Origin of the sequence: Streptomyces sp. CB02959, from assembly GCF_002803155.1 — a bacterium.
Classification (GTDB): domain Bacteria; phylum Actinomycetota; class Actinomycetes; order Streptomycetales; family Streptomycetaceae; genus Streptomyces.
Genome location: NZ_NNBP01000039.1, coordinates 65368 through 84842, shown reverse-complemented (window position 1 = coordinate 84842; position 19475 = coordinate 65368). Strand labels below are relative to the sequence as shown.

The 19475-nt window shown below is 73.2% G+C and carries 20 protein-coding genes; 8 read left to right on the top strand and 12 right to left on the bottom strand.

What is annotated here, in order from left to right; translation table 11 throughout:
• Positions 1–306: 306 nt before the first annotated feature.
• Positions 307–1218, bottom strand: coding sequence for an SDR family oxidoreductase (locus tag CG747_RS41280; RefSeq protein ID WP_100607031.1), 912 nt, complete (start codon positions 1216–1218; stop codon positions 307–309).
• Position 1219: 1 nt separating this feature from the next.
• A complete protein-coding gene (locus CG747_RS41275; protein WP_100607030.1) occupies positions 1220–2008 on the bottom strand; it encodes an SDR family oxidoreductase in 789 nt (262 codons plus the stop codon).
• 80 nt (positions 2009–2088) lie between these two features.
• Between CG747_RS41275 and CG747_RS41270 the strand changes: the two genes are divergently transcribed.
• The 5 genes from CG747_RS41270 to CG747_RS41250 all read left to right on the top strand — a co-directional run bounded on the left by CG747_RS41270 (position 2089) and on the right by CG747_RS41250 (position 6536).
• On the top strand, positions 2089–2868 hold the full coding sequence (locus tag CG747_RS41270; RefSeq protein WP_100607029.1) for an enoyl-CoA hydratase family protein: 780 nt from the start codon (positions 2089–2091) through the stop codon (positions 2866–2868).
• Positions 2865–3704, top strand: coding sequence for a CoA transferase subunit A (locus CG747_RS41265; protein WP_100607028.1), 840 nt, complete (start codon positions 2865–2867; stop codon positions 3702–3704). Before CG747_RS41270 ends, CG747_RS41265 begins: the two co-directional genes overlap by 4 nt.
• Positions 3701–4429, top strand: coding sequence for a CoA-transferase subunit beta (locus tag CG747_RS41260; RefSeq protein WP_100607027.1), 729 nt, complete (start codon positions 3701–3703; stop codon positions 4427–4429). The genes CG747_RS41265 and CG747_RS41260 overlap by 4 nt, the downstream gene beginning before the upstream one ends.
• Positions 4426–5523 carry a nitronate monooxygenase family protein gene (locus tag CG747_RS41255; RefSeq protein WP_100607026.1) on the top strand — a complete coding sequence of 366 codons (1098 nt, stop codon included), beginning with the start codon at positions 4426–4428 and terminating at the stop codon, positions 5521–5523. The genes CG747_RS41260 and CG747_RS41255 overlap by 4 nt, the downstream gene beginning before the upstream one ends.
• 86 nt (positions 5524–5609) lie before the next feature.
• Positions 5610–6536 (top strand): tyrosine-protein phosphatase, encoded by a 927-nt coding sequence (locus tag CG747_RS41250; RefSeq protein WP_100607025.1) that lies wholly within the window; start codon positions 5610–5612, stop codon positions 6534–6536.
• A 196-nt stretch (positions 6537–6732) separates the two neighbouring features.
• Here CG747_RS41250 and CG747_RS41245 read toward each other — a convergent pair whose 3' ends face one another.
• The 8 genes from CG747_RS41245 to CG747_RS41215 form a co-directional block, all read right to left on the bottom strand.
• Positions 6733–8049, bottom strand: a complete 1317-nt coding sequence (locus CG747_RS41245) for a cytochrome P450 (protein WP_257981071.1) — start codon at positions 8047–8049, stop codon at positions 6733–6735.
• A 39-nt stretch (positions 8050–8088) separates the two neighbouring features.
• On the bottom strand, positions 8089–8469 hold the full coding sequence (locus CG747_RS41240) for a hypothetical protein (RefSeq protein ID WP_100607024.1): 381 nt from the start codon (positions 8467–8469) through the stop codon (positions 8089–8091).
• Complete coding sequence (locus CG747_RS41235; protein ID WP_100607023.1) at positions 8470–9009, bottom strand: hypothetical protein; 540 nt, start codon at positions 9007–9009, stop codon at positions 8470–8472. It abuts the gene before it with no gap.
• Positions 8966–9229, bottom strand: a complete 264-nt coding sequence (locus CG747_RS47630) for a hypothetical protein (RefSeq protein WP_146022253.1) — start codon at positions 9227–9229, stop codon at positions 8966–8968. The genes CG747_RS41235 and CG747_RS47630 overlap by 44 nt, the downstream gene beginning before the upstream one ends.
• A gap of 293 nt (positions 9230–9522) precedes the next feature.
• Positions 9523–10680, bottom strand: a complete 1158-nt coding sequence (locus tag CG747_RS41230) for an acetyl-CoA C-acetyltransferase (protein WP_100607022.1) — start codon at positions 10678–10680, stop codon at positions 9523–9525.
• Between the two features lie 36 nt (positions 10681–10716).
• Entirely contained in the window at positions 10717–11301 is a 585-nt protein-coding gene (locus tag CG747_RS41225) for a TetR/AcrR family transcriptional regulator (RefSeq protein WP_100607021.1), read from the bottom strand.
• Positions 11294–12082, bottom strand: coding sequence for an SDR family oxidoreductase (locus tag CG747_RS41220; RefSeq protein ID WP_100607020.1), 789 nt, complete (start codon positions 12080–12082; stop codon positions 11294–11296). The genes CG747_RS41225 and CG747_RS41220 overlap by 8 nt, the downstream gene beginning before the upstream one ends.
• Positions 12083–12212: 130 nt before the next feature.
• A complete protein-coding gene (locus CG747_RS41215) occupies positions 12213–13397 on the bottom strand; it encodes an acyl-CoA dehydrogenase family protein (protein WP_100607019.1) in 1185 nt (394 codons plus the stop codon).
• A 47-nt stretch (positions 13398–13444) separates the two neighbouring features.
• On the opposite strand from CG747_RS41215, the gene CG747_RS41210 reads away from it, so the two are divergent.
• The 3 genes from CG747_RS41210 to CG747_RS41200 all read left to right on the top strand — a co-directional run bounded on the left by CG747_RS41210 (position 13445) and on the right by CG747_RS41200 (position 16647).
• Positions 13445–14296, top strand: a complete 852-nt coding sequence (locus CG747_RS41210; protein ID WP_100607018.1) for an enoyl-CoA hydratase — start codon at positions 13445–13447, stop codon at positions 14294–14296.
• Positions 14296–15468 carry an acyl-CoA dehydrogenase family protein gene (locus tag CG747_RS41205; protein ID WP_100607017.1) on the top strand — a complete coding sequence of 391 codons (1173 nt, stop codon included), beginning with the start codon at positions 14296–14298 and terminating at the stop codon, positions 15466–15468. The genes CG747_RS41210 and CG747_RS41205 overlap by 1 nt, the downstream gene beginning before the upstream one ends.
• A 195-nt stretch (positions 15469–15663) precedes the next feature.
• Entirely contained in the window at positions 15664–16647 is a 984-nt protein-coding gene (locus tag CG747_RS41200) for an acyl-CoA dehydrogenase family protein (protein ID WP_100607016.1), read from the top strand.
• 89 nt (positions 16648–16736) lie between these two features.
• Here the strand turns inward: CG747_RS41200 and CG747_RS41195 are convergent, their stop codons facing one another.
• Together CG747_RS41195 and CG747_RS41190 are read right to left on the bottom strand one after the other, a co-directional pair.
• Positions 16737–17807 carry an acyl-CoA dehydrogenase family protein gene (locus tag CG747_RS41195; RefSeq protein ID WP_100607015.1) on the bottom strand — a complete coding sequence of 357 codons (1071 nt, stop codon included), beginning with the start codon at positions 17805–17807 and terminating at the stop codon, positions 16737–16739.
• The gene (locus CG747_RS41190; protein WP_100607014.1) at positions 17804–19450 is read right to left on the bottom strand and encodes a FadD3 family acyl-CoA ligase; all 1647 of its coding nucleotides are present in this window, start codon (positions 19448–19450) and stop codon (positions 17804–17806) included. Before CG747_RS41190 ends, CG747_RS41195 begins: the two co-directional genes overlap by 4 nt.
• Positions 19451–19475 lie beyond the last annotated feature (25 nt).

The following is a 19475-nucleotide window of genomic DNA, read 5'->3' as shown; positions in this document are numbered from 1 at the left end:
GTTGGAGTGCCCGTAGTGGGCCTGCGCGGGTCCGCTGTTGAGTGGTGACCGGGTCGATCAGCGACCGGCAGGCGACCACTCCCACCGACCCCCACTCACCGTCTCTCCCCACCACCACCGGGAGGTGTCGGGGCGGAGGGGTCGGTGTGCAGGACGTAAAGCGCAGCAGTCCTGCACACCGACCCCTCCGCCCCGACACCGCACCCAACAGCCCCGCGCAGCGGACAACAGCCAGCGCCGCAGGCGGAAAACAGCAACTCCCACGGCGGGACAGCCAAAAACGTACGGGGCCCAAAAAGCGGAGCGCTACCGCGCTCCGTACACCGGCCACGTCCTCCCCGCCGCCGCGAGGAGTTTGCGGGCGGCCGCGCCGGCCTCGGTCGGGGCCCAGCGGGCTCCTTGGTCGGTGGTGGGTCCCGGTCGCCATCCTTCCATCACGGTGATGCGGCCGCCCTCGGCCTCGAAGACCCGGCCGGTCACGCCGGTGCTGTCGGCGGAGGCCAGCCAGACGACCAGCGGGGAGACGTTCTCGGGGGCCATGGCGTCGAAGGCGCCTTCCGCGGGGGCCGCCATGGTGTCGGCGAAGGTCTGCTCGGTCATCCGGGTGCGGGCCGCGGGGGCGAGGGCGTTGACCTGGACGCCGTAGTGGCCCAGTTCGGCGGCGGCGACGAGGGTGAGGCCGAGGATGCCCGCTTTGGCCGCGGAGTAGTTGCCCTGGCCGACGCTGCCGAGGAGGCCGGCGCCCGAGCTGGTGTTGATCACCCGGGCGTCGGGCGTGCGCCCGGCCTTGGCCTCGGCCCGCCAGTGTGCGGCGGCGTGCTTGAGCGGCAGGAAGTGGCCCTTGAGGTGGACCCGCATCACCGCGTCCCAGTCGTCCTCGTCGAGGTTGACCAGCATCCGGTCGCGCAGGAACCCGGCGTTGTTCACCAGGGCGTCCAGGCGGCCGAAGGTGTCCAGCGCGGTGGCGACGAGGGAGCGGGCGCCGTCGTCGGTGGTGATGTCGCCGGTGTGTGCGACGGCTCGGCCGCCGTGGGCCCGGATCTCCTCGACGACCTGCTGAGCGGGGCCGGCGGAGGCGCCGGCGCCGTCGGCGGCGACGCCGAGGTCGTTGACCACGACGGCGGCTCCCTCGGCGGCCAGCGCGAGGGCGTGGGCGCGGCCCAGGCCGCGGCCGGCCCCGGTGACGGCGGCGACGCGTCCGGTGCAGATTCCGGTCATCTCATGACTCCTTGGGGTGGTTGGCGGTGGCGGCGTCGAGGAAGGCGGGACGTTCCCCGCCGCCGTGGACGAGCAGGCTGGCGCCGCTGACGTAGCCGGCGCGGCCGGAGGCGAGGAAGACGCAGGCGTCGCCGATCTCGGTGGGTTCGGCGAGCCGGCCGAGCGGCACGGTCGCGCCGACCGCGGCGACGCCCGCCTCGTCCCCGTAGTGCAGCGCGGAGAGTTCGGTCCGCACCATGCCGAGGACGAGGGTGTTGACGCGGACGCGGGGTGCCCATTCGACGGCCATCGAGCGGGCGAGGTTTTCCAGGCCGGCCTTGGCGGCGCCGTAGGCGGCGGTGCCGGGCGAGGGCCGGGTGCCGCTGACGCTGCCGATCATGATCACCGAACCGCCGTCCGGCTGGCCGCGCATCACGTCGTACGCGGCGAGCGAGGCGGTCATGGGGGCGGTCAGGTTGAGTTCGACGACCCGGGCGTGGCGTTCCGCGGCGGTCTCGCCGAGCAGCCGGTAGGGGGTGCCGCCGGCGTTGTTGACCAGGCAGTCCAGGCGGCCGTGGTCGGCGGCGACGGTGTGGAAGAACTCCCGGACGGCGTCCGGTGCGCGCAGGTCGAGGGGGCGGAAGCGGGCCGTGCGGCCGTCCGCCGTGACCGGGGTGTCCGGTGGCCGCCGGGCGCACACGACGACCTCCGCGCCGGCCTGGAGGAAGGCCCGGGCGATTCCGGCGCCGACGCCCCGGGTGCCGCCGGTGACGACGGCGACCCGTCCGGTCAGATCGAGGTTCAGGGACAACTGGTACCTCCCGCGGCGGGCGATCCGCTGCTAACTTCACTACCTAACAAACGCTTGGTGGAAAGGTAGCTGATCTGCTCATGGGTGTCTCCACCTCCGCACCCGACCAGGGCGTCGCGGTCGTCACCGTGGACTTCCCCCCGGTCAACGCGCTGCCCGTACAGGGCTGGTACGACCTCGCCGACGCCGTACGGGCCGCCGGCCGCGACCTCGACGTCCGCTGCGTGCTGCTCACCGCCGAGGGCCGCGGATTCAACGCCGGCGTCGACATCAAGGAGATGCAGCGGGACACCGCGGCAGGCGGCCACGGGGCGCTGATCGGCGCCAACCGCGGCTGCGCCGAGGCGTTCGCCGCGGTCTACGAGTGCGAAGTGCCGGTGGTCGCCGCCGTGCACGGCTTCTGCCTGGGCGGCGGGATCGGCCTGGTGGGCAACGCCGACGCGATCGTGGCGAGCCACGACGCGACCTTCGGCCTGCCCGAGCTGGACCGCGGCGCGCTGGGCGCCGCCACCCATCTGGCCCGCCTGGTCCCCCAGCACCTGATGCGGGCGCTGTACTACACCTCGCGGACCGCCACCGCCCACGAACTGCACGCGCACGGCTCCGTCTGGAAGGTCGTGCCGCGTGACGAACTGACCGACGTGGCAATGGAGTTGGCCCGGGAGATCGCCCGCAAGGACGGCTCCCTCATCCGGCTCGCCAAGGCCGCCATCAACGGCATCGACCCGGTCGACGTACGCCGTAGCTACCGCTTCGAGCAGGGCTTCACCTTCGAGGCCAACCTCAGCGGGGTCGCGGACCGGGTCCGCGACACCTTCGGCGCGGACCGGCCCCACAAGGACGAGGAGGACCGATCGTGACCGACAAGACCATGACCCCCGAGGACGTCGTCGCGCGGCTGCGCAGCGGGATGACCCTGGGCATCGGCGGCTGGGGCTCCCGCCGCAAGCCGATGGCGCTGGTCCGGGCGCTGCTCCGGTCCGACATCACCGACCTGACCGTGGTCTCCTACGGCGGACCGGACGTGGGGCTGCTGGCCGCCGCCGGGAAGATCCGCAAGCTGGTCACCGCATTCGTCACGCTGGACTCGATCCCGTTGGAGCCGCACTTCCGCACGGCCCGCCAGGCCGGCGGCTTCGAGCTGAGCGAGATCGACGAGGCGATGTTCATGTGGGGGCTGCGGGCGGCCGCCAACCGGCTGCCCTTCCTGCCGGTCCGGGCCGGTCTGGGCTCGGACGTGATGCGGGTCAACCCCGGCCTGAAGACGGTCACCTCGCCGTACGAGGACGGCGAGACCTTCGTGGCGATGCCCGCACTGCGGCTGGACGCGGCGCTGGTGCACCTCAACCGCGCCGACCGGCTCGGCAACGGCCAGTACCTGGGGCCCGACCCGTACTTCGACGACCTGTTCTGCGAGGCGGCGGACAGCGCCTACCTCTCGTGCGAGGAGCTGGTGGACGACTTCGGATCGGCCGCCCCGCAGACCCTGCTGGTCAAGCGGCACGCGGTCACCGGCGTCGTGGCGACCCCGAACGGCGCGCACTTCACCTCCTGCGTCCCGGACTACGACCGCGACGAGGCGTTCCAGAAGCTCTACGCGACCACCCCCTGGCCGGAGTTCGCCGCCCGGTTCCTGCACGGGGACGAGAAGGACTACCAGTCGGCCGTCCAGACCTGGCACGAGGAGATCCGATGACCAGCCGCGCCGAATACGCCGTGCTCGCCTGCGCCGAAGCCTGGCGCGACAACGGCGAGGTGCTCGCCAGCCCGATGGGCGCCGTCCCCTCGATCGGCGCGCGGCTCGCCAAGCGCACCTTCTCCCCCGACCTGCTGCTGACCGACGGCGAGGCGCTGCTGGTCGGCCTCGACGGGCGGGCCGAGGGCTGGCTGCCCTACCGCCAGCACCTGGCCATGGTCACCGGCGGCAAGCGGCACGTGATGATGGGCGCCAGCCAACTCGACCGGTTCGGCAACCAGAACATCTCCTGCATCGGCGACTGGGAGCGGCCCGACCGACAGCTCCTCGGTGTCCGCGGCGCCCCGGTCAACACCCTGAACAACCCCACGAGTTACTGGGTTCCCAAGCACTCCCGGCGGGTCTTCGTCGAGAAGGTCGACATGGTCTGCGGGGTCGGCTACGACAGCGCGGCCGCCGCCGGGCCGTCCGCCACCCGCTACCACCGCATCCCGCGGGTGGTCAGCAACTTGGGCGTCTTCGACTTCGCCACCGCGGACCACTCGATGCGGCTGGCCTCGCTGCACCCGGGCGTCACGGTCGAGGAGGTGCGGGAGGCCACCGGCTTCCCGCTGACCCACCCCGACGAGGTTCCGTACACCCGGGAACCGACCGCCGAGGAGCTGCGGCTGATCCGCGAGGTGATCGATCCGAAGGGGCTGCGCGACCGCGAGGTGCCGGCGTGAGCACCGACCGCGCCCCGGCCGCCGACCCCGCCGGGGACGTCTCCCCGGCCCTCGCCACCCGGCTGACCAAGCTGGTCGGGGTCCGCCACCCGATCGTGCAGACCGGGATGGGCTGGGTGGCCGGCCCCCGCCTGGTGTCCGCCGCCGCCGACGCCGGCGCGCTGGGCATCCTGGCCTCCGCCACCATGACCCCCGGCCAGCTGCGGTCGGCGGTCCGCGAGGTCCGGTCGCGTACGGACCAGCCGTTCGGGGTCAACCTGCGGGCGGACGCCGGTGACGCCGCCGAGCGCGTGCGGATCATCGTGGACGAGGGCGTCCGGGTCGCCTCCTTCGCGCTGGCGCCCTCGCGGGAACTGATCGCCCGGCTCAAGGACGCCGGGGTGGTGGTCATCCCGTCCATCGGAGCCCGGCGGCACGCCGAGAAGGTGGCGGCCTGGGGCGCCGACGCGGTCGTCGTCCAGGGCGGCGAGGGCGGCGGGCACACCGGGAACGTCGCCACCACCGTGCTGCTCCCCCAGGTCGTGGACGCGGTGGACATCCCGGTGATCGCCGCGGGCGGCTTCTTCGACGGCCGGGGCCTGGTCGCCGCGCTCGCCTACGGGGCGGCCGGGATCGCCATGGGCACCCGCTTCCTGCTGACCTCGGACAGCACCGTGCCGCCGGCCGTCCAGGCGCGCTATCTGGAGGCCGCCGTCAAGGACGTCACCGTCACCACGAAGGTCGACGGGCTGCCGCACCGGATGCTGCGCAGCGAACTGGTCGAGGAACTGGAGCGGTCCGGGCGCACCAGGGCGCTGCTCCGGGCGGTGCGGCACGCCGCGTCGTTCCGCAAGCTGTCCGGCCTGAGTTGGGCCCAGATGGTCCGCGACGGGCTGGCGATGAAGCACGGCAAGGACCTGACGTGGAGTCAGATCCTGCTGGCGGCCAACACCCCGATGCTGCTCAAGGCGTCGATGGTGGACGGCCGCACGGACCTCGGCGTGATGGCCTCCGGGCAGGTCGCCGGGGTGATCGAGGACCTTCCGTCGTGCGCCGAACTGGTCGACCGGATCATGGCCGAGGCGCACCGGTCGCTGGCGGGTCTCCCCCGCTGACCCCCACCGCCCGGGGCGCGGACCGGCACCGGCCCGCGCCCCGGCCCCCCTCCCCCTCCCCCTCCCCCTCCCCCAGGAGCTGCCGCGTGCACCCCTCCCGACGACGCGCCACCACCCTGCTCTTCGGCTCCGCGCTCGCCCTCGGCGGGCTCACCGCCACCGGCTGCGGAGCCACCGCCGATGCCGCCACCGCCCCGCGCACCCGACGGAGCACCCCGCCGCCGCCCGACCGCCGGGTCCCGCTGCACGGCGCGGTCAACTGCCGTGATCTGGGCGGCTATCGGACCGAGGACGGGAAGCAGCTGCGGTACGGCCGCCTGTTCCGCTCCGACTCGCTCGCCAAGCTGACCCCGGAAGACGTCACCGCGGTCGGCGGCCTCGGGCTCCGCACGGCCATCGACATGCGGGTGGCCTCGGAGGTCTCGTTCGACGGCGCGGACCGCCTGCCCACCGGTCTGGCGGTGGCCTCGCTGCCGATCGACGACACCGGACTGTTCGCCGCCATACAGGCGGCCATCGCCACCAAGGACCCGGTCGCGCAGCAGCGCCTCCTGGGCGACGGCAAGGCCGAGGCCCTTATGCGTGACATGTACCCGACATTCGTCACCAACGCCGCTAACCGCGCCGCGTTCGGCACCATGCTCACCCGGATCGCGGACGGCGACCGGCTGCCGCTGCTCTTCCACTGCACCTCGGGCAAGGACCGCACCGGCTGGCTGAGCTACCTCCTGCTGCGCCTGCTCGGCGTCCCGCACACCACCGCGCTGGAGGACTACCTGCTCTCCAACACCCTGCGCCACGACGCGGACGCCGCGGTGCGCGCACAGCTCAAGCAGGCCGGGATGATGCAGGACCCGGACCTGCTGATCCCGCTCCAGGAGGTGCGCACCGCCTATCTGACGGCCGGGCTGGACCGGCTCCACCGGGACTACGGCAGCATCCCGCGCTACCTGGCCACCGGACTGGGCGTGGACGCCAGAACGACGGCCCGGATCCGCGCGCTGCTGCACTGATCCGGACCGCGCACCACCGCCGGGCGGCGGCAGGCGGTGGGCGGCCACCGCCTGCAAGTCGCCCCGGCGCGACGGCCGGAAGGGCAGCCGCGTCGCGCCTTCACGGTGGACCGCACTCCGCAGCCGCTACCGGGGAGTTGCCCGCATCCGCAGTTCGCCCGTTCCCAATGACGCTCCCAGGATGGGGCGGGTCCGGTCATGGCCGGGCAGGTACTTCAGGCTCCAGCGGGCGGATGTCGGCGCGGGCGAGGGTGGCCTCGGTCGTCGCGAAGGTGTCGCCGATGCACTTGCGGGCGCCGATGGCGAAGGGGATGAAGGCGCTGCGCGGAGGTTGCGGGCGCTCGGGGTCCCAGCGGTCGGGGTCGAAGGTCTCGGGGTCGGCGTAGAGGTCGGGGCGGTGGTGGATGAGGAAGGGGCTGTAGACGAGGCTGGTGCCGGCGGGCAGGAGGTGCCTGCCCAGGCGGGTGTCCTCGGTGACCGAGCGGGTGAGGAACCAGGCCGCGGGGTACAGGCGGAGGGTTTCGGTGACGATGCGCCCGGCCAGTTCCAGGCGGGGCAGATCGGCGTACGTGGCGGGGTTGCCGCGCAGGACGGTGTCGACCTCGGTGTGCAGCCGCTGCTCGATCTCGGGGTGGCGGGCCAGCAGATCCAGGGCCCAGGCCACGGTACTGGCCGTCGTCTCCGTCCCGGCCAGGAAGAAGGTCAGGATCGTGTCGCTGATCTCCGCGTCCGTCATGCCGCGGCCGCCGTCTTCGACGTCGCGGGCCGCAACCAGGGCCGAGAGCAGGTCGCCGTGGTCGGTGCCGTCGGCGCGCCGCTCGGCGATGATCCGGTCGCAGGTGCGCCGCAGGCGGGCGTGTGCGGACTGGTAGGCGCGGTTGCCCCGAGTGGGCAGCCGGTCCAGCGGCGGGATCAGGAACATGCGCCGGAAGACCCCGCTCGCGATGGTCTTGACGTCGCCCGTGAGCAGTCCGAGCTCGGTTGCGGGCAGCGACCCGGAGAACAAGGTGGCGGCCGTGACCTGGGAGGTGATCGACATCATCTCGGCGGTCACCTCCACGGTCTGCCCCGGCGTCCAGGAACCGGTCATCTCCTCGATGCAGGCGGTCATCGTTCGTCCGTAGCCGGGAAACCGGTCGGGTTGGAAGGCGGGCTGGGCCAGTCGGCGCAGCCGGCGGTGCTCATGGTGCGGACAGCTGGCGAGGCCGTCACCCAGGACATCCCGGAAGCGGTCGAAGATCGGGCCGCCCTTGTCGAAGACGCGGTCGTCCAACAGGGCCTGACGGGTCAGCTCCGGATCGCAGATCACGACCATCGGCACCGAGCCCATCTGCAGGCGGACCAGTCCTCCGTGGGCGGGCAGCGACTTCAAGAACGCCAACGTGTCCCGTAGCAGCGGCACCAGGTGGCCCAGCAGAGGCCATGCATGGGGGGCCGGTGGGATCCGCTGGAGAGCCCTCCTCCGCACTCCCGTCGCTCTCCGGACTCCGCCCTCGGGGATGGTCTCGTTCATGGCGCGTGCCCTCCGTGAGACGGCTCGTGTCCTTCTTGGTCACGGCCGGCGGGGTCGGCTGGGGGTGTGGTCCTGGGCTTGCGGCGTCAGGGCGGTGACGATTCCGTCGATGAGCCGGCCGCATGGGCCGATTCCGCTGAGTTCGGCGCTGCTTGCCAGCGTGCCGACGAACGCTCGGCGGAGGGGGATGCCCTGCCGGGGCGGCAGGGAGTAGCTGTCCCAGACGGCGTGGCAGGTGTCGATCGACAGGACGGCGTCGGCGTCGCCGGGCGGGTTGGGGGCGTTTCCGGCGCCGGCGATGATGTGCTCCCAGACACGGGCCGTCAGGTCGGCGAGTCGGGTGACGACGTCCTGGGCGCCAGGCGCGTCGAGCGCGGGGGCGGCGGCGGTCAGGAACAACTCGCGCCAAAGGGAGACCAATTACGGCAGCTCGTCGGGCGCGGTCGTGGCACAGGCGCTGATGGCCTTGTGCGCTGCGGCGGCACAGGCGCGGGTGGTGGCGGCGCTGGTGTCGGCGGTGACGACGCGTCGTGCGGCCCATTCGGCGAGTTGATCGCCCCAGTGCGTTTCAGGTGTGTCGTCCTCGTACCACAGCGGTTCCCAGCCGGGGCCGTGGAGCATGTCGCCCTCGGTCAGCCTGGTCCGCGCGATCGATCCGAACTGCGGCTCTGCCGTGCTCAGGGAGAACGCCCGTGGAAAGTCGCCTCCGGTGGCGGACAGCGCGTGCAGCTGGGCGCGGACCTCGTAGCGGGGCGTGACCAGATACCAGGCGAGTCCGCCCATGGCCGTCTCGGCCACCTCTTCGTGCCCGTCCGCTCCGCAGTCGCACGCCAGGACGTCGTCGACGGCGCGGGCGCACGCGGCGGCATATCCGGTGACCGACCGGACGCCTCCCGTGGCGACGGCCAGCAGCGCCTCATTGCAGGTTTCCCCGTGGGTCGGGTATCCCCGGTGACGCATACGGCCGGTAGGCGGTGGCGGTCACGACCTGCGCCCCGTCCAGGCCCTGGTGCCCGGGCAGCCCCATGGTCAGCCGCGCCAGCCTCCGCCGGCACGCCTGATCGGCCCGGCCGTCGGCCAGCCGCGCGAGACTGTCCGGCACCGGACCACGCCGCTGCCGGACCACAAGCGGGTCGGGGAATCGATCCACCCGGGCCCGCGCCCCCTCCTGCACACCCATGATCACCCTCCGGAAGTGTCATGGCTCGACCTACCACCCGACGCGCTGTTCCATTCGCGATCAGTGGCCGCAGGCGATGCTCGCGGGGGCGCGCTCCAGGTCGGCGCCGGGGAGGCCGGTGACGGACGCGTGGGACCGGATCGGCCGGCGCCAGAAGCGTGATCCGGTCCCACACGGCATCAGTTACCACCCACCGGACGGACCCATCCGATCAACCGACCGATCGACCGATCGACCGATCGACCGATCGACCGATCGACCCGTCGAAGAGCCACGACTTGGGTGACGTACCGTCAGAGGCGTTCGATGATGGTCACGTTGGCCTGGCCGCCGCCCTCGCACATGGTCTGCAGGCCGAACCGGCCGCCGGTGCGCTCCAGTTCGTTCAGCAGCGTGGTCATCAGGCGGACCCCGGTCGCCCCCAGCGGGTGGCCGAGCGCGATGGCACCGCCGTTGACGTTGACCCGCTCCGGATCGGCGCCGGTCTCCTTCAGCCAGGCCAGCACCACCGGCGCGAACGCCTCGTTGATCTCGACCAGGTCGATGTCGTCGATCGTCATCCCGGCCTTCTTCAGCGCGTACGCGGTGGCGGGGATCGGTGCGGACAGCATCCGGATCGGGTCCTCGCCGCGGACCGAGAGGTGGTGGATCCGGGCGCGCGGGGTCAGGCCGTGCTCGGCCACCGCCCGCTCGGAGGCCAGCAGCATCGCGGCGGCCCCGTCGGAGACCTGCGAGGAGACCGCGGCGGTCAGCCGGCCGCCCTCCACCACCGGCGCCAGCCCCGCCATCTTCTCCAGCGAGGTGGTGCGGCGCGGCCCCTCGTCGGTGGCGACCTCCCCGTACGCGACGATCTCCCGGTCGAAGCGGCCCTCGTCGATGGCGCGGATCGCCCGCTGATGCGAGCGGAGCGCGAACTCCTCCATGACCTGGCGGGAGATGTCCCACTTGGTGGCGATCAGTTCGGCGCCGTGGAACTGGTTGACGGGCTGATCGCCGTAGCGGGCCCGCCAGCCCTCGGAACCGGCGTACGGGCCCTGGGTGAGCCCCAGCGGCTCGGCGGCCTGCCGGCTGGCGAAGGCGATCGGGATCTGCGACATGTTCTGCACCCCGCCGGCCACGACCAGGTCCTGGGTGCCGGAGAGCACCCCCTGGGCGGCGAAGTGCACGGCCTGCTGCGAGGAACCGCACTGCCGGTCGACGGTGACCCCGGGCACCTCTTCGGGCAGCCCGGCGGCCAGCCAGCAGGTCCGGGCGATGTCCCCGGCCTGCGGCCCGACGGTGTCCAGGCAGCCGAAGACGACGTCCTCCACCGCGGCCGGATCGATCCCGGTGCGCTCCATCAGCGCGGTCAGCACGTGCGCGCCGAGGTCGGCCGGGTGGACGGCGGACAGTCCGCCGCCCTTCTTCCCCACCGGGGTGCGGACGGCATCGACGAGGTACGCCTCGGACATGATGAACTCCTTGGTCAGATTCTGCGGATGTACCGGTCAGTCCCGCAAGGCGATGCCGTCCAGCACCATCGAGAGGTACTGGCGGGCGATCTCCTCGGGACTGTGCTGTGCGCCCGGCCGGTACCAGGAGGCGGCGACCCAGACGGTGTCGCGGACGAACCGGTACGTCAGCCGGATGTCGAGATCGGCGCGGAAGACCCCGTCGGCCACCCCGCGCTCCAGCGTGCCGAGCCAGGCCCGGGCGAACCGGCGGCGGGCGTCGGCGAGGTAGCCGAAGCGCGGGTGCCGGTCGGCGAGGTGCCGGGCCTCCTTCTGGTAGATCGCGACCGCGGCGCGGTGCCGGTCGATCTCCCGGAACGACTCGGTGACCAGCGCCTCGATGGTCTCCCGCGGCCCCAGACCACCCGCCAGGACCGCGTCATAACCCGCCCACAACTCATCCAGGAAAGCGGCGAGGATCTCGTCGACCATCGATTCCTTGGAATCGAAGTGGTAGTAGAGACTGCCCGCCAGCATCCCGGCCGCATCCGCGATCTGCCGGACCGTGGTCGCGTTGTAGCCCTGCGCGGCAAAGACCTCGGCGGCGGTGGCGAGGAGTTCGCCGCGCCGCTCCTCACGCATGCTGCGAGCTGACCGAGACGGTCTCCCCGGTCATGTACGAGGCGTAGTCGCCGGCCAGGAAGACGATCACGTTGGCCACCTCCCACGGCTCGGCGTAGCGGCCGAACGCCTCCTTCGCCGTCAGCTCGGCCAGCAGCTCGGGGGTGGTGACCTTCACCAGGTGCGGGTGCATGGCCAGGCTGGGCGAGACCGCGTTGATCCGCACTCCGTACTCGGCGGCCTCCATCGCGGCGCAGCGGGTCAGCGCCATCACCCCGGCCTTGGCGGCGGCGTAGTGCGCCTGGCCGCGCTGGGCGCGCCAGCCCACGACGGAGGCGTTGTTGACGATCACGCCGCCCGCCCCGGTGGCCTTCATCCGGCGCAGCGCGGCCCGGGTGCAGCGGAAGGTGCCGCCCAGGGTGACGTCGATGACCTTCGCCCACTGGTCGTCGGTCATGTCGACGAGATCGGCGGTGCCGCCGAGCCCGGCGTTGTTGACCACGATGTCGAGCCGCCCGTGCCGCTCCTCGGCGAGCGCGTACAACGCCGCCACCTGCGCGTCGTCGGTGACGTCGCACGGCAGTCCGGCGACCCGGTCGGCTCCGAACTCCTCGGCCAGCGCGGCCGCGCTCTCCGCCAGTCGGCGGGCGTGCGCGTCGCCGATGACGATCCGGGCGCCCTCCTCCAGGAACCGGCGGGCAGTGGCGCCACCGATCCCCGCCCCGGCGGCGGCGGTGATCACCGCAGTCCGCCCCTTGAGCAGCTCGTGACCGGCCACGTACGGCGGCGTCGCTGACGTCATGCCTTCGCCTCCTTCGGCAGGCCGAGCACCCGCTCGGCGCTGTGCTGTCCCGGGGGACGACCCCCGGACCCCCGGCCGGACCGTCCGGCGCCGGGTCCCTCCGGTCGTGGCCGGAACGTGCCCCGCTGCGTCATGCCTTCGCCTCCTTCGGCAGGCCGAGCACCCGCTCGGCGATGATGTTCCGCTGGATCTCGTTGGAGCCCGCGTAGAGGGTGTCGGCGCGGGAGAAGAGGAAGAGCCGCTGCCAGTCGTCGAGGTCGTACGGCTCGCCGGCGGCGAGCATGCCGCCCGCGCCGCAGACATCCATGGCGAGTTCGCCCAACTCGCGGTGCCAGGTCGCCCAGTAGATCTTCCCGATGGACGCCTCGGGGCCGGGGGCGCCGGCGGCGACGCCGTCCAGCATCCGCAGGGCGTTGCAGCGGATGGTTTCCAGGCCGATCCAGGCCCGCGCCAGCCGGTCGCGGATCAGTGGGTCGTCGGCCTTGCCGTTGCGCCGGGCCAGTTCCATCAGTGTCTCCAACTCCCTTTGGAAGCCGACCTGTTGACCGAGAGTGGAGACTCCACGTTCGAAGCCCAGGGTGGCCATCGCGACCCGCCAGCCGTCGCCCGGCGCGCCCACCACGTGCGGGGCGCGGGCCCCGTCGAAGAACACCTCGTTGAACTCGGAGGTCCCGGTGAGCTGGGTGATCGGCCGGATGTCGACGCCGGGCTGGTCGAGTGGGACGAGGAGGTAGGAGAGCCCCCGGTGGCGGGCGGAGCCCGGTTCGGTGCGGGCGACGACGAAGCACCACTGGGAGTCCTGGGCGAGCGAGGTCCAGATCTTCTGCCCGTCGACGACCCAGTCGCCGCGCTCCTCGTCGAAGGCCGCCCGGGTCCGGACGTTCGCCAGGTCGGAGCCGGCGTCCGGTTCGCTGTACCCCTGGCACCACAGCTCCCGGACGGCGGCGATCTCCGGCAGGAAGCGGGCCCGCTGCTCGTCGGTGCCGAAGGCGATCAGGGTGGGGCCGAGGAGTTGCTCGCCGATGTGGTTGACCCGGGCGGGGGCGTCGGCGAGTGCGTACTCCTCGTGGAAGGCGACCTGTTGCTCCAGGGTCGCCCCGCGCCCGCCGTACTCCACGGGCCAGCCGACGCAGGTCCAGCCCGCGGCGGCCATGTGTCGTTCCCAGGCCAGGCGTTCGGTGAACGCCTCGTGTTCCCGGCCGGGGCCGCCGCGGCCGCGCAGGGCCGCGAACTCCCCGGTGAGGTTGGCCCGCAGCCAGCTGCGGATCTCGGTGCGGAAGCTCTCGACGGTGGTGGGGGCCTCGACGCTGCTCATGGCCGTACGTTAACCTACCAAACACTTGTTAGGGAAGGAGGTCGCCGATGACCGCCGGCGAAGAAACGCCCGTGGTGCGCTACGCCCGCAAGGGCCCGGTCGCCACCGTCACGATGAACCGCCCGGACTACCGCAACGCCCAGAACTCCGCGATGACCTACGCCCTGGACCGCGCCTTCTACCGCGCCGCGGAGGACGACGAGGTCAAGGTCGTGGTGCTGGCCGGCGAGGGCCGGCACTTCTCCGCGGGCCACGACATCGGCAGCCCCGGCCGGGACGCCCATCTCCCCTTCGACCGCAAGGCCGGACTGTGGTGGGACCATTCGGACAAGACCGGCGCCGAGAGCCGCTACGCCCGCGAGTCCGAGGTCTACCTGGGGATGTGCCGGCGCTGGCGGGAGCTGCCCAAACCGGTGATCGCCTCCGTCCAGGGCGCGTGTGTGGCCGGCGGCCTGATGCTCGCCTGGATCTGCGATCTGATCGTCGCCGCCGACGACGCCTTCTTCGCCGACCCGGTCGTCCGGATGGGCATCCCCGGCGTGGAGTACTTCGCCCACCCGTGGGTGATGCCACCGCGGATCGCCAAGGAGTTCCTCTACACCGGCGACCGGATGCCGGCCCGGCGGGCGTACGAACTGGGCATGGTCAACCGCGTCGTCCCGCGCGACGAACTCGCGGACCGTACGCGGGAGTTGGCGGAGCACATCGCCGAGATGCCGCGGATGGGACTGGCACTGACCAAGCGCGCCGTCAACCAGGCCGAGGACCTCCAGGGCCTGCACACCGGCCTGGACTCGGTCTTCGGCCTGCACCACCTCGCGCACGCCCACAACGCCGAGACCGCCCGGGACTCGCTGGGCGGGATGGACATCAAGAAGATGAAGGAGGCCGGTTCCTGATGGACCTGGACGCAAGCGACGCCGACGCCGCGTTCCGGGCCGAGGCCCGCGCCTGGCTCGCCGCGCACGTCCCCGCGACGCCGCTGCCGTCGCTGGAGACCCGCGAGGGCTTCGCGGCGCACCGCGCATGGGAGCGCGAACTCGCCGCCGACCGCTGGTCGGTGGTCTCCTGGCCGGCCGGGTTCGGCGGCCGGGACGCCACCCTCTTCCAGTGGCTGATCTTCGAGGAGGAGTACTACGCCGCGGGCGCCCCGGGCCGGGTCAGCCAGAACGGCATCAACCTCCTCGCCCCCACGCTCTTCGAGCACGGCACCCCGGAGCAGCACGCCCGCGTCCTCGGCCCGATGGCGACCGGTGAGGTCATCTGGGCACAGGCGTGGTCCGAGCCGGAGGCCGGTTCGGACCTGGCGGCGCTGCGCTCGACGGCCGTACGGACCGACGGCGGCTGGCTGCTCCGCGGCCAGAAGACCTGGTCGTCCCGGGCCGCCTTCGCCGACCGCGCGTTCGGCCTGTTCCGCAGCGAGCCGGGGACCGCCCGTCCCCACCAGGGCCTGACCTATCTGATGTTCCCGCTGGACGCGCCGGGGGTGACGGTGCGTCCGATCGGCCGCCTGGACGGCAAACCGGCCTTCGCCGAGCTCTTCCTCGACGATGTCTTCGTCCCCGACGCGGACGTCATCGGCGAGCCCGGCCAGGGCTGGCGGGTGGCGATGAGCACCGCCGGCAACGAACGCGGGCTGACCCTGCGCAGCCCCGGCCGGTTCACCGCCGCCGCCGAACGGCTCACCGCGCTGTGGCGGGAGACCGCCGACCCGGCCGACACCGCGCTGCGCGACCGGGTCGCCGACGCGGTGATCGGCGCCCGCGCCTACCAGCTGTTCACCTACGCCAACGCCTCCCGGATCGCCGCCGGCGACAGCCTCGGCGCCGAGTCCAGCCTCAACAAGGTCTTCTGGTCGGAGCTGGACATCGCCCTCCACGACACCGCACTGGACCTGCTCGGCCCGTACGGCGCACTCGCCGACGACGCCGACGACGCCCCCGCGCACGGGAGTTGGGCCGAGGGCTACACCTTCTCCCTCGCCGGCCCCATCTACGCCGGCACCAACGAGATCCAACGCAACATCATCGCCGAGCGGTTGCTCGGCCTGCCGAAGGAGGCTCGGGCATGAGGCAGCCGGGCACGGTCCGGCCACGACCGGAGGGACCCGGCGCCGGACGGTCCGGCCGGGGGTCCGGGGGTCGCCCCCCGGGACAGCACAGCGCCGAGCGGCTGCTCGGCCTGCCGAAGGAGGCTCGGGCATGAGGCAGCACCGAACGGTCCGGAGCGGCCGGGTCCGATCCGGTCTCCCGGGAGGGGCCCGCCGATGCGCTTCCTGCTGACCGAGGAGCAACGGGACTTCGCCCGCACCCTGGACGCCCTTCTGGGTGCGGCAGACACCGCCACCGCGGTACGCGCCTGGGCCGCCGGCGAGCACAAGCCCGGCCGCGACCTGTGGGCCCGGCTCGCGGAGACCGGGGTGTTCGCCCTCGCGGTCCCCGAGGAGCACGAGGGACTGGGCCCACTCCCCCTCGAACTCGCCGTCGCTTTCACGGAGTTGGGCCGCCATGCGGTACCGGGCCCGCTGGTGGAGACCGCCGCCGCGGCGGTCTTCCTGCACCGGCTCGGGGACGTCGAGGCGGCGGCCACCTGGCTGCCGCGGATCGCCGCCGGTGAAGCGGTCGTCGGCCTGTGTGCGGACGGCGCCCCGTTCGCCCTGGACGCGGACGCCGCCGACACCGTCCTGGTCGTCCGGTGCGACACGGTGTGCCGCACCGAGACCCACGGCCCGGTCCAACCCGCGCTCGATCCGGCCCGGCGGCTGTCCCGCCCGCTCGGCGGCACCGTCCTCGCCCGCGGCCCGGCGGTCACCGCGGCCGCCGGGCACGCCACCGACCTGGCCCGGCTGCTCACCGCCGCCCAGGCGCTCGGGGTGGGCCGGGCCCTGCTGGCCGGGACCGTCGACTACGTGCGCCAGCGCACCCAGTTCGGGCGGGCGATCGGCTCGTTCCAGGCGGTCAAGCACCGGCTGGCGGACGCCCTGATCGGGTTGGAGTTCGCCCAGCCACTGGTGCACGCGGCGGCCCTGGCGCTGGCCGCGGACGCCCCGTCGGCAGGTGCGGAGGCGGCGGCCGCGAAGGTGGCGGCCGGCGAGGCGGGCTACGCCGCGGCGCGCGCCGCCCTCCAACTGCACGGCGCGGTCGGCTACACCGACGAGCCGGACCTCTCCCTGTGGATCCGCAAGGCCCGCCCGCTGCGGGACGCCTGGGGCACCCCGGCCGAGTGCCGGGCCCGGGTCCTGGCCGGATAGTCCCCGCGGACACCGCGGCCCCGTGCCCCCGGATCACCTCCGGTGGCACGGGGCCGCAAGTGCTTTCTGCCGCGCAATCGCCTTATGGATCAGGCGACTTGACGTGCCGTCAGTCCCAGTTCGGTGGCCAGGCGACGGCGGTGCGCCGCGGGCGTGCCGAGGAGCTGGGCGCTGCCGTGCGCCCGTTTGAAGTAGCGGTGTGCGTCGTGCTCCCAGGTGATCCCGATCCCGCCGTGCAGTTGGATCGTCTCCCCGGCCACCGCCGAGAACGCCTCCGCGCAGGCCGACTTGGCGGCCGCGGCGTACCGGGGCAGCTCCGCGGCGCCGTCGGCGGCGGCGTACGCGGCGCCCAGCGCGATCGACCGGGCCGCCTCCACCTGGACGTAGGCGTCCGCCAGCCGGTGCTTGACCGCCTGGAAGGAGCCGATGGGGCGGCCGAACTGGACCCGCTCCCGGGCGTAGCCGACGGTCATTTCCAGGCAGCGTTCGGCCGCTCCGACCTGCTCGGCGGCGAGCGCCACGCTCCCCAGGTCCCGCACCCGGGCCAGCACCCGTTCGCCGTCCCCGTCCGCGCCCAGCAGCCGGCCCGCGGCCCCGTCCAGCACGATCCGGGCCTGCGGGCGGGTGGGGTCCATCGGCACCAGTCGCTCCCGGCGGACGCCGGGCCCGTCCACCGGGACGTCGAAGAGCGAGACCCCGGCGGCGGTCCGGGCGGCCACCACCAGCAGCGCGGCGTCCGCGCCGTCCAGTACGTGGTCCTTGACGCCGGTCAGCCGCCAGCCGCCGCCCGGTGTCCGGCGGGCCACGGCACGGACCGCGGACGGCTCCCAGGAGCCGTCCTCGGCCCAGGCCAGTGCGCCGACCGCGGCCCCCTCGGCGAGCCCGGGGAGCAGTGCGGTGTCCCCGCAGGCGAGCAGCGCCTGGGCGGTCAGCACCGCGGACCCCAGGAAGGGCACCGGCGCCAGCACCCGCCCCAACTCCTCCATCACCACATGGACTTCGAGCGGGCCGCAGCCGGACCCGCCGTACTCCTCGGGCACCGCCAGCCCGGCCGCGCCGATCTGCCCGGCGAGCGGACCCCAGGCGTCCGGACCGGGCCGCCGCGCCAGCAACTGCCTTACCGCGGACCGTAGTTCCTCCTGCTCCTCGGTCGGCCTCATCCGCCGTTCCTCCCTTCGTTCCTGGCCGTCCGGCGCAGCTCGCCCTTGAGGATCTTGCCGCCGGCGTTGCGGGGCAGTTCCGGTACGAGGTGGTAGTGCCGGGGCACCTTGAAGTTGGCCAGCCGTGCGCGGGCCCAGTCGGTGAGCTCCCCCGGATCGGGCGACGCGTCCTCGGTGGGGACGACGAACGCCACCCCGACCTCGCCGAGCCGCTCGTCGGGGGCGCCGACCACGGCGACGTCGGCGATCGCCGGGTGGTCGCGCAGCACCCGTTCCACCTCCGCCGGATAGGCGTTGAAGCCGCCGACGACGTACATGTCCTTGATGCGGTCGGTGAGGGTGAGGAAGCCGCGGTCGTCGAGGACGCCGACGTCGCCGGTGTGCAGCCAGCCGTCGGGGTCCACGGCGGCGGCGGTGGCGGCGGGGTCGTCGAGGTAGCCGGGCATGACGTGGTAGCCGCGGGTCACCACCTCGCCCGGTTCGCCGGGCGGCAGGGGCTGGTTGGCCGGGTCGACGATCCTCAGCTCCGTACCGGGCAGCGGCAGTCCGACGGTGTGCGCGAGGGTTTCGGCGTCGGCGTCGGTCGGGCAGATGGTGACGACCCCGGCGGACTCGGTCAGTCCGTAGGCGGTGAAGACGTCCGGGATCCCGAGTTCCGTGCGGATCCGCACCACGAGTTCGGCGGGGACCAGGGCGGCCCCGGTGCCGGCCAGCCGCAGCGAGTCGAGGCGGTGCCGGGCGCGTTCGGGGTGGTGTAGCAGGCCGTGGAAGACGGTCGGCGGGCCCATCAGCACGCTGACCCGCTCCTCGGCGGTGCGCCGCAGGATCCGGTCGGCGTCGTAGACCTGCTCGGGCAGCATGGTGGCGCCGCGCAGCAGGCAGGCGAGGATCCCGGCCTTGTAGCCGAAGGTGTGGAAGAAGGGGTTGACCAGGAGGTAGCGGTCGCCGGCGCGCAGGGTGACCAGCCGCGCCCAGGCGTCGAAGACCCGCATGGTCTGGCCGTGGGTGGCGAGCACGCCTTTGGGGCGGCCGGTGGTGCCGGAGGTGAAGAGGATGTCGGACAGGTCGTCGGGGCCGACGGCGTCGGTGCGCGCGGCGAGTTCGGCGTCGGGGGTGTGCCGGCCGGCGGCGAGGTAGGCGTCGTAGGCGAGGGTGCCGGGCCGTTCCGGTTCCCGGGGCGGGCCGTCGTCGCGGAGCAGCACGGTGCCCCGCAGGTGCCCCAGGTCCTCGCCGGAGTCGTGCAGCAGATCGTCGTAGTCGCAGCCGAGGAAGCCGCGGGCGGTGAACAGCACGGTGGCCCCGCTGCGCCGGATGATGTCGGCGGCCTCGGCCGCTCTGTACCGGGTGTTGAGCGGCACGAGTACGGCGCCCACGGAGACCGCGCCGAGGACGGCGGTGATCCACTGGCGGCTGTTGGGGGCCCAGACGGCGATCCGGTCCCCGTGCCGTACCCCGTAGGCGATCGCGGCGCGTGCCGCGGCGGTGATCTCCTTCGCCAACTCTGCGAAGGTCCAGCGGACTTCGCCGTCGGACAGCGCTTCACGGTCCCCGTGGACGCGGGCCGCGTGGGCGGCGAGTCGTGCGACGGTGGCCGGTGCCGCCGGCTGCGGCGGCCCTTGAGTGGTGTGGTGTGCCCAGGTCATTGGCCCTCCCGCTCCCTTGCTCGGA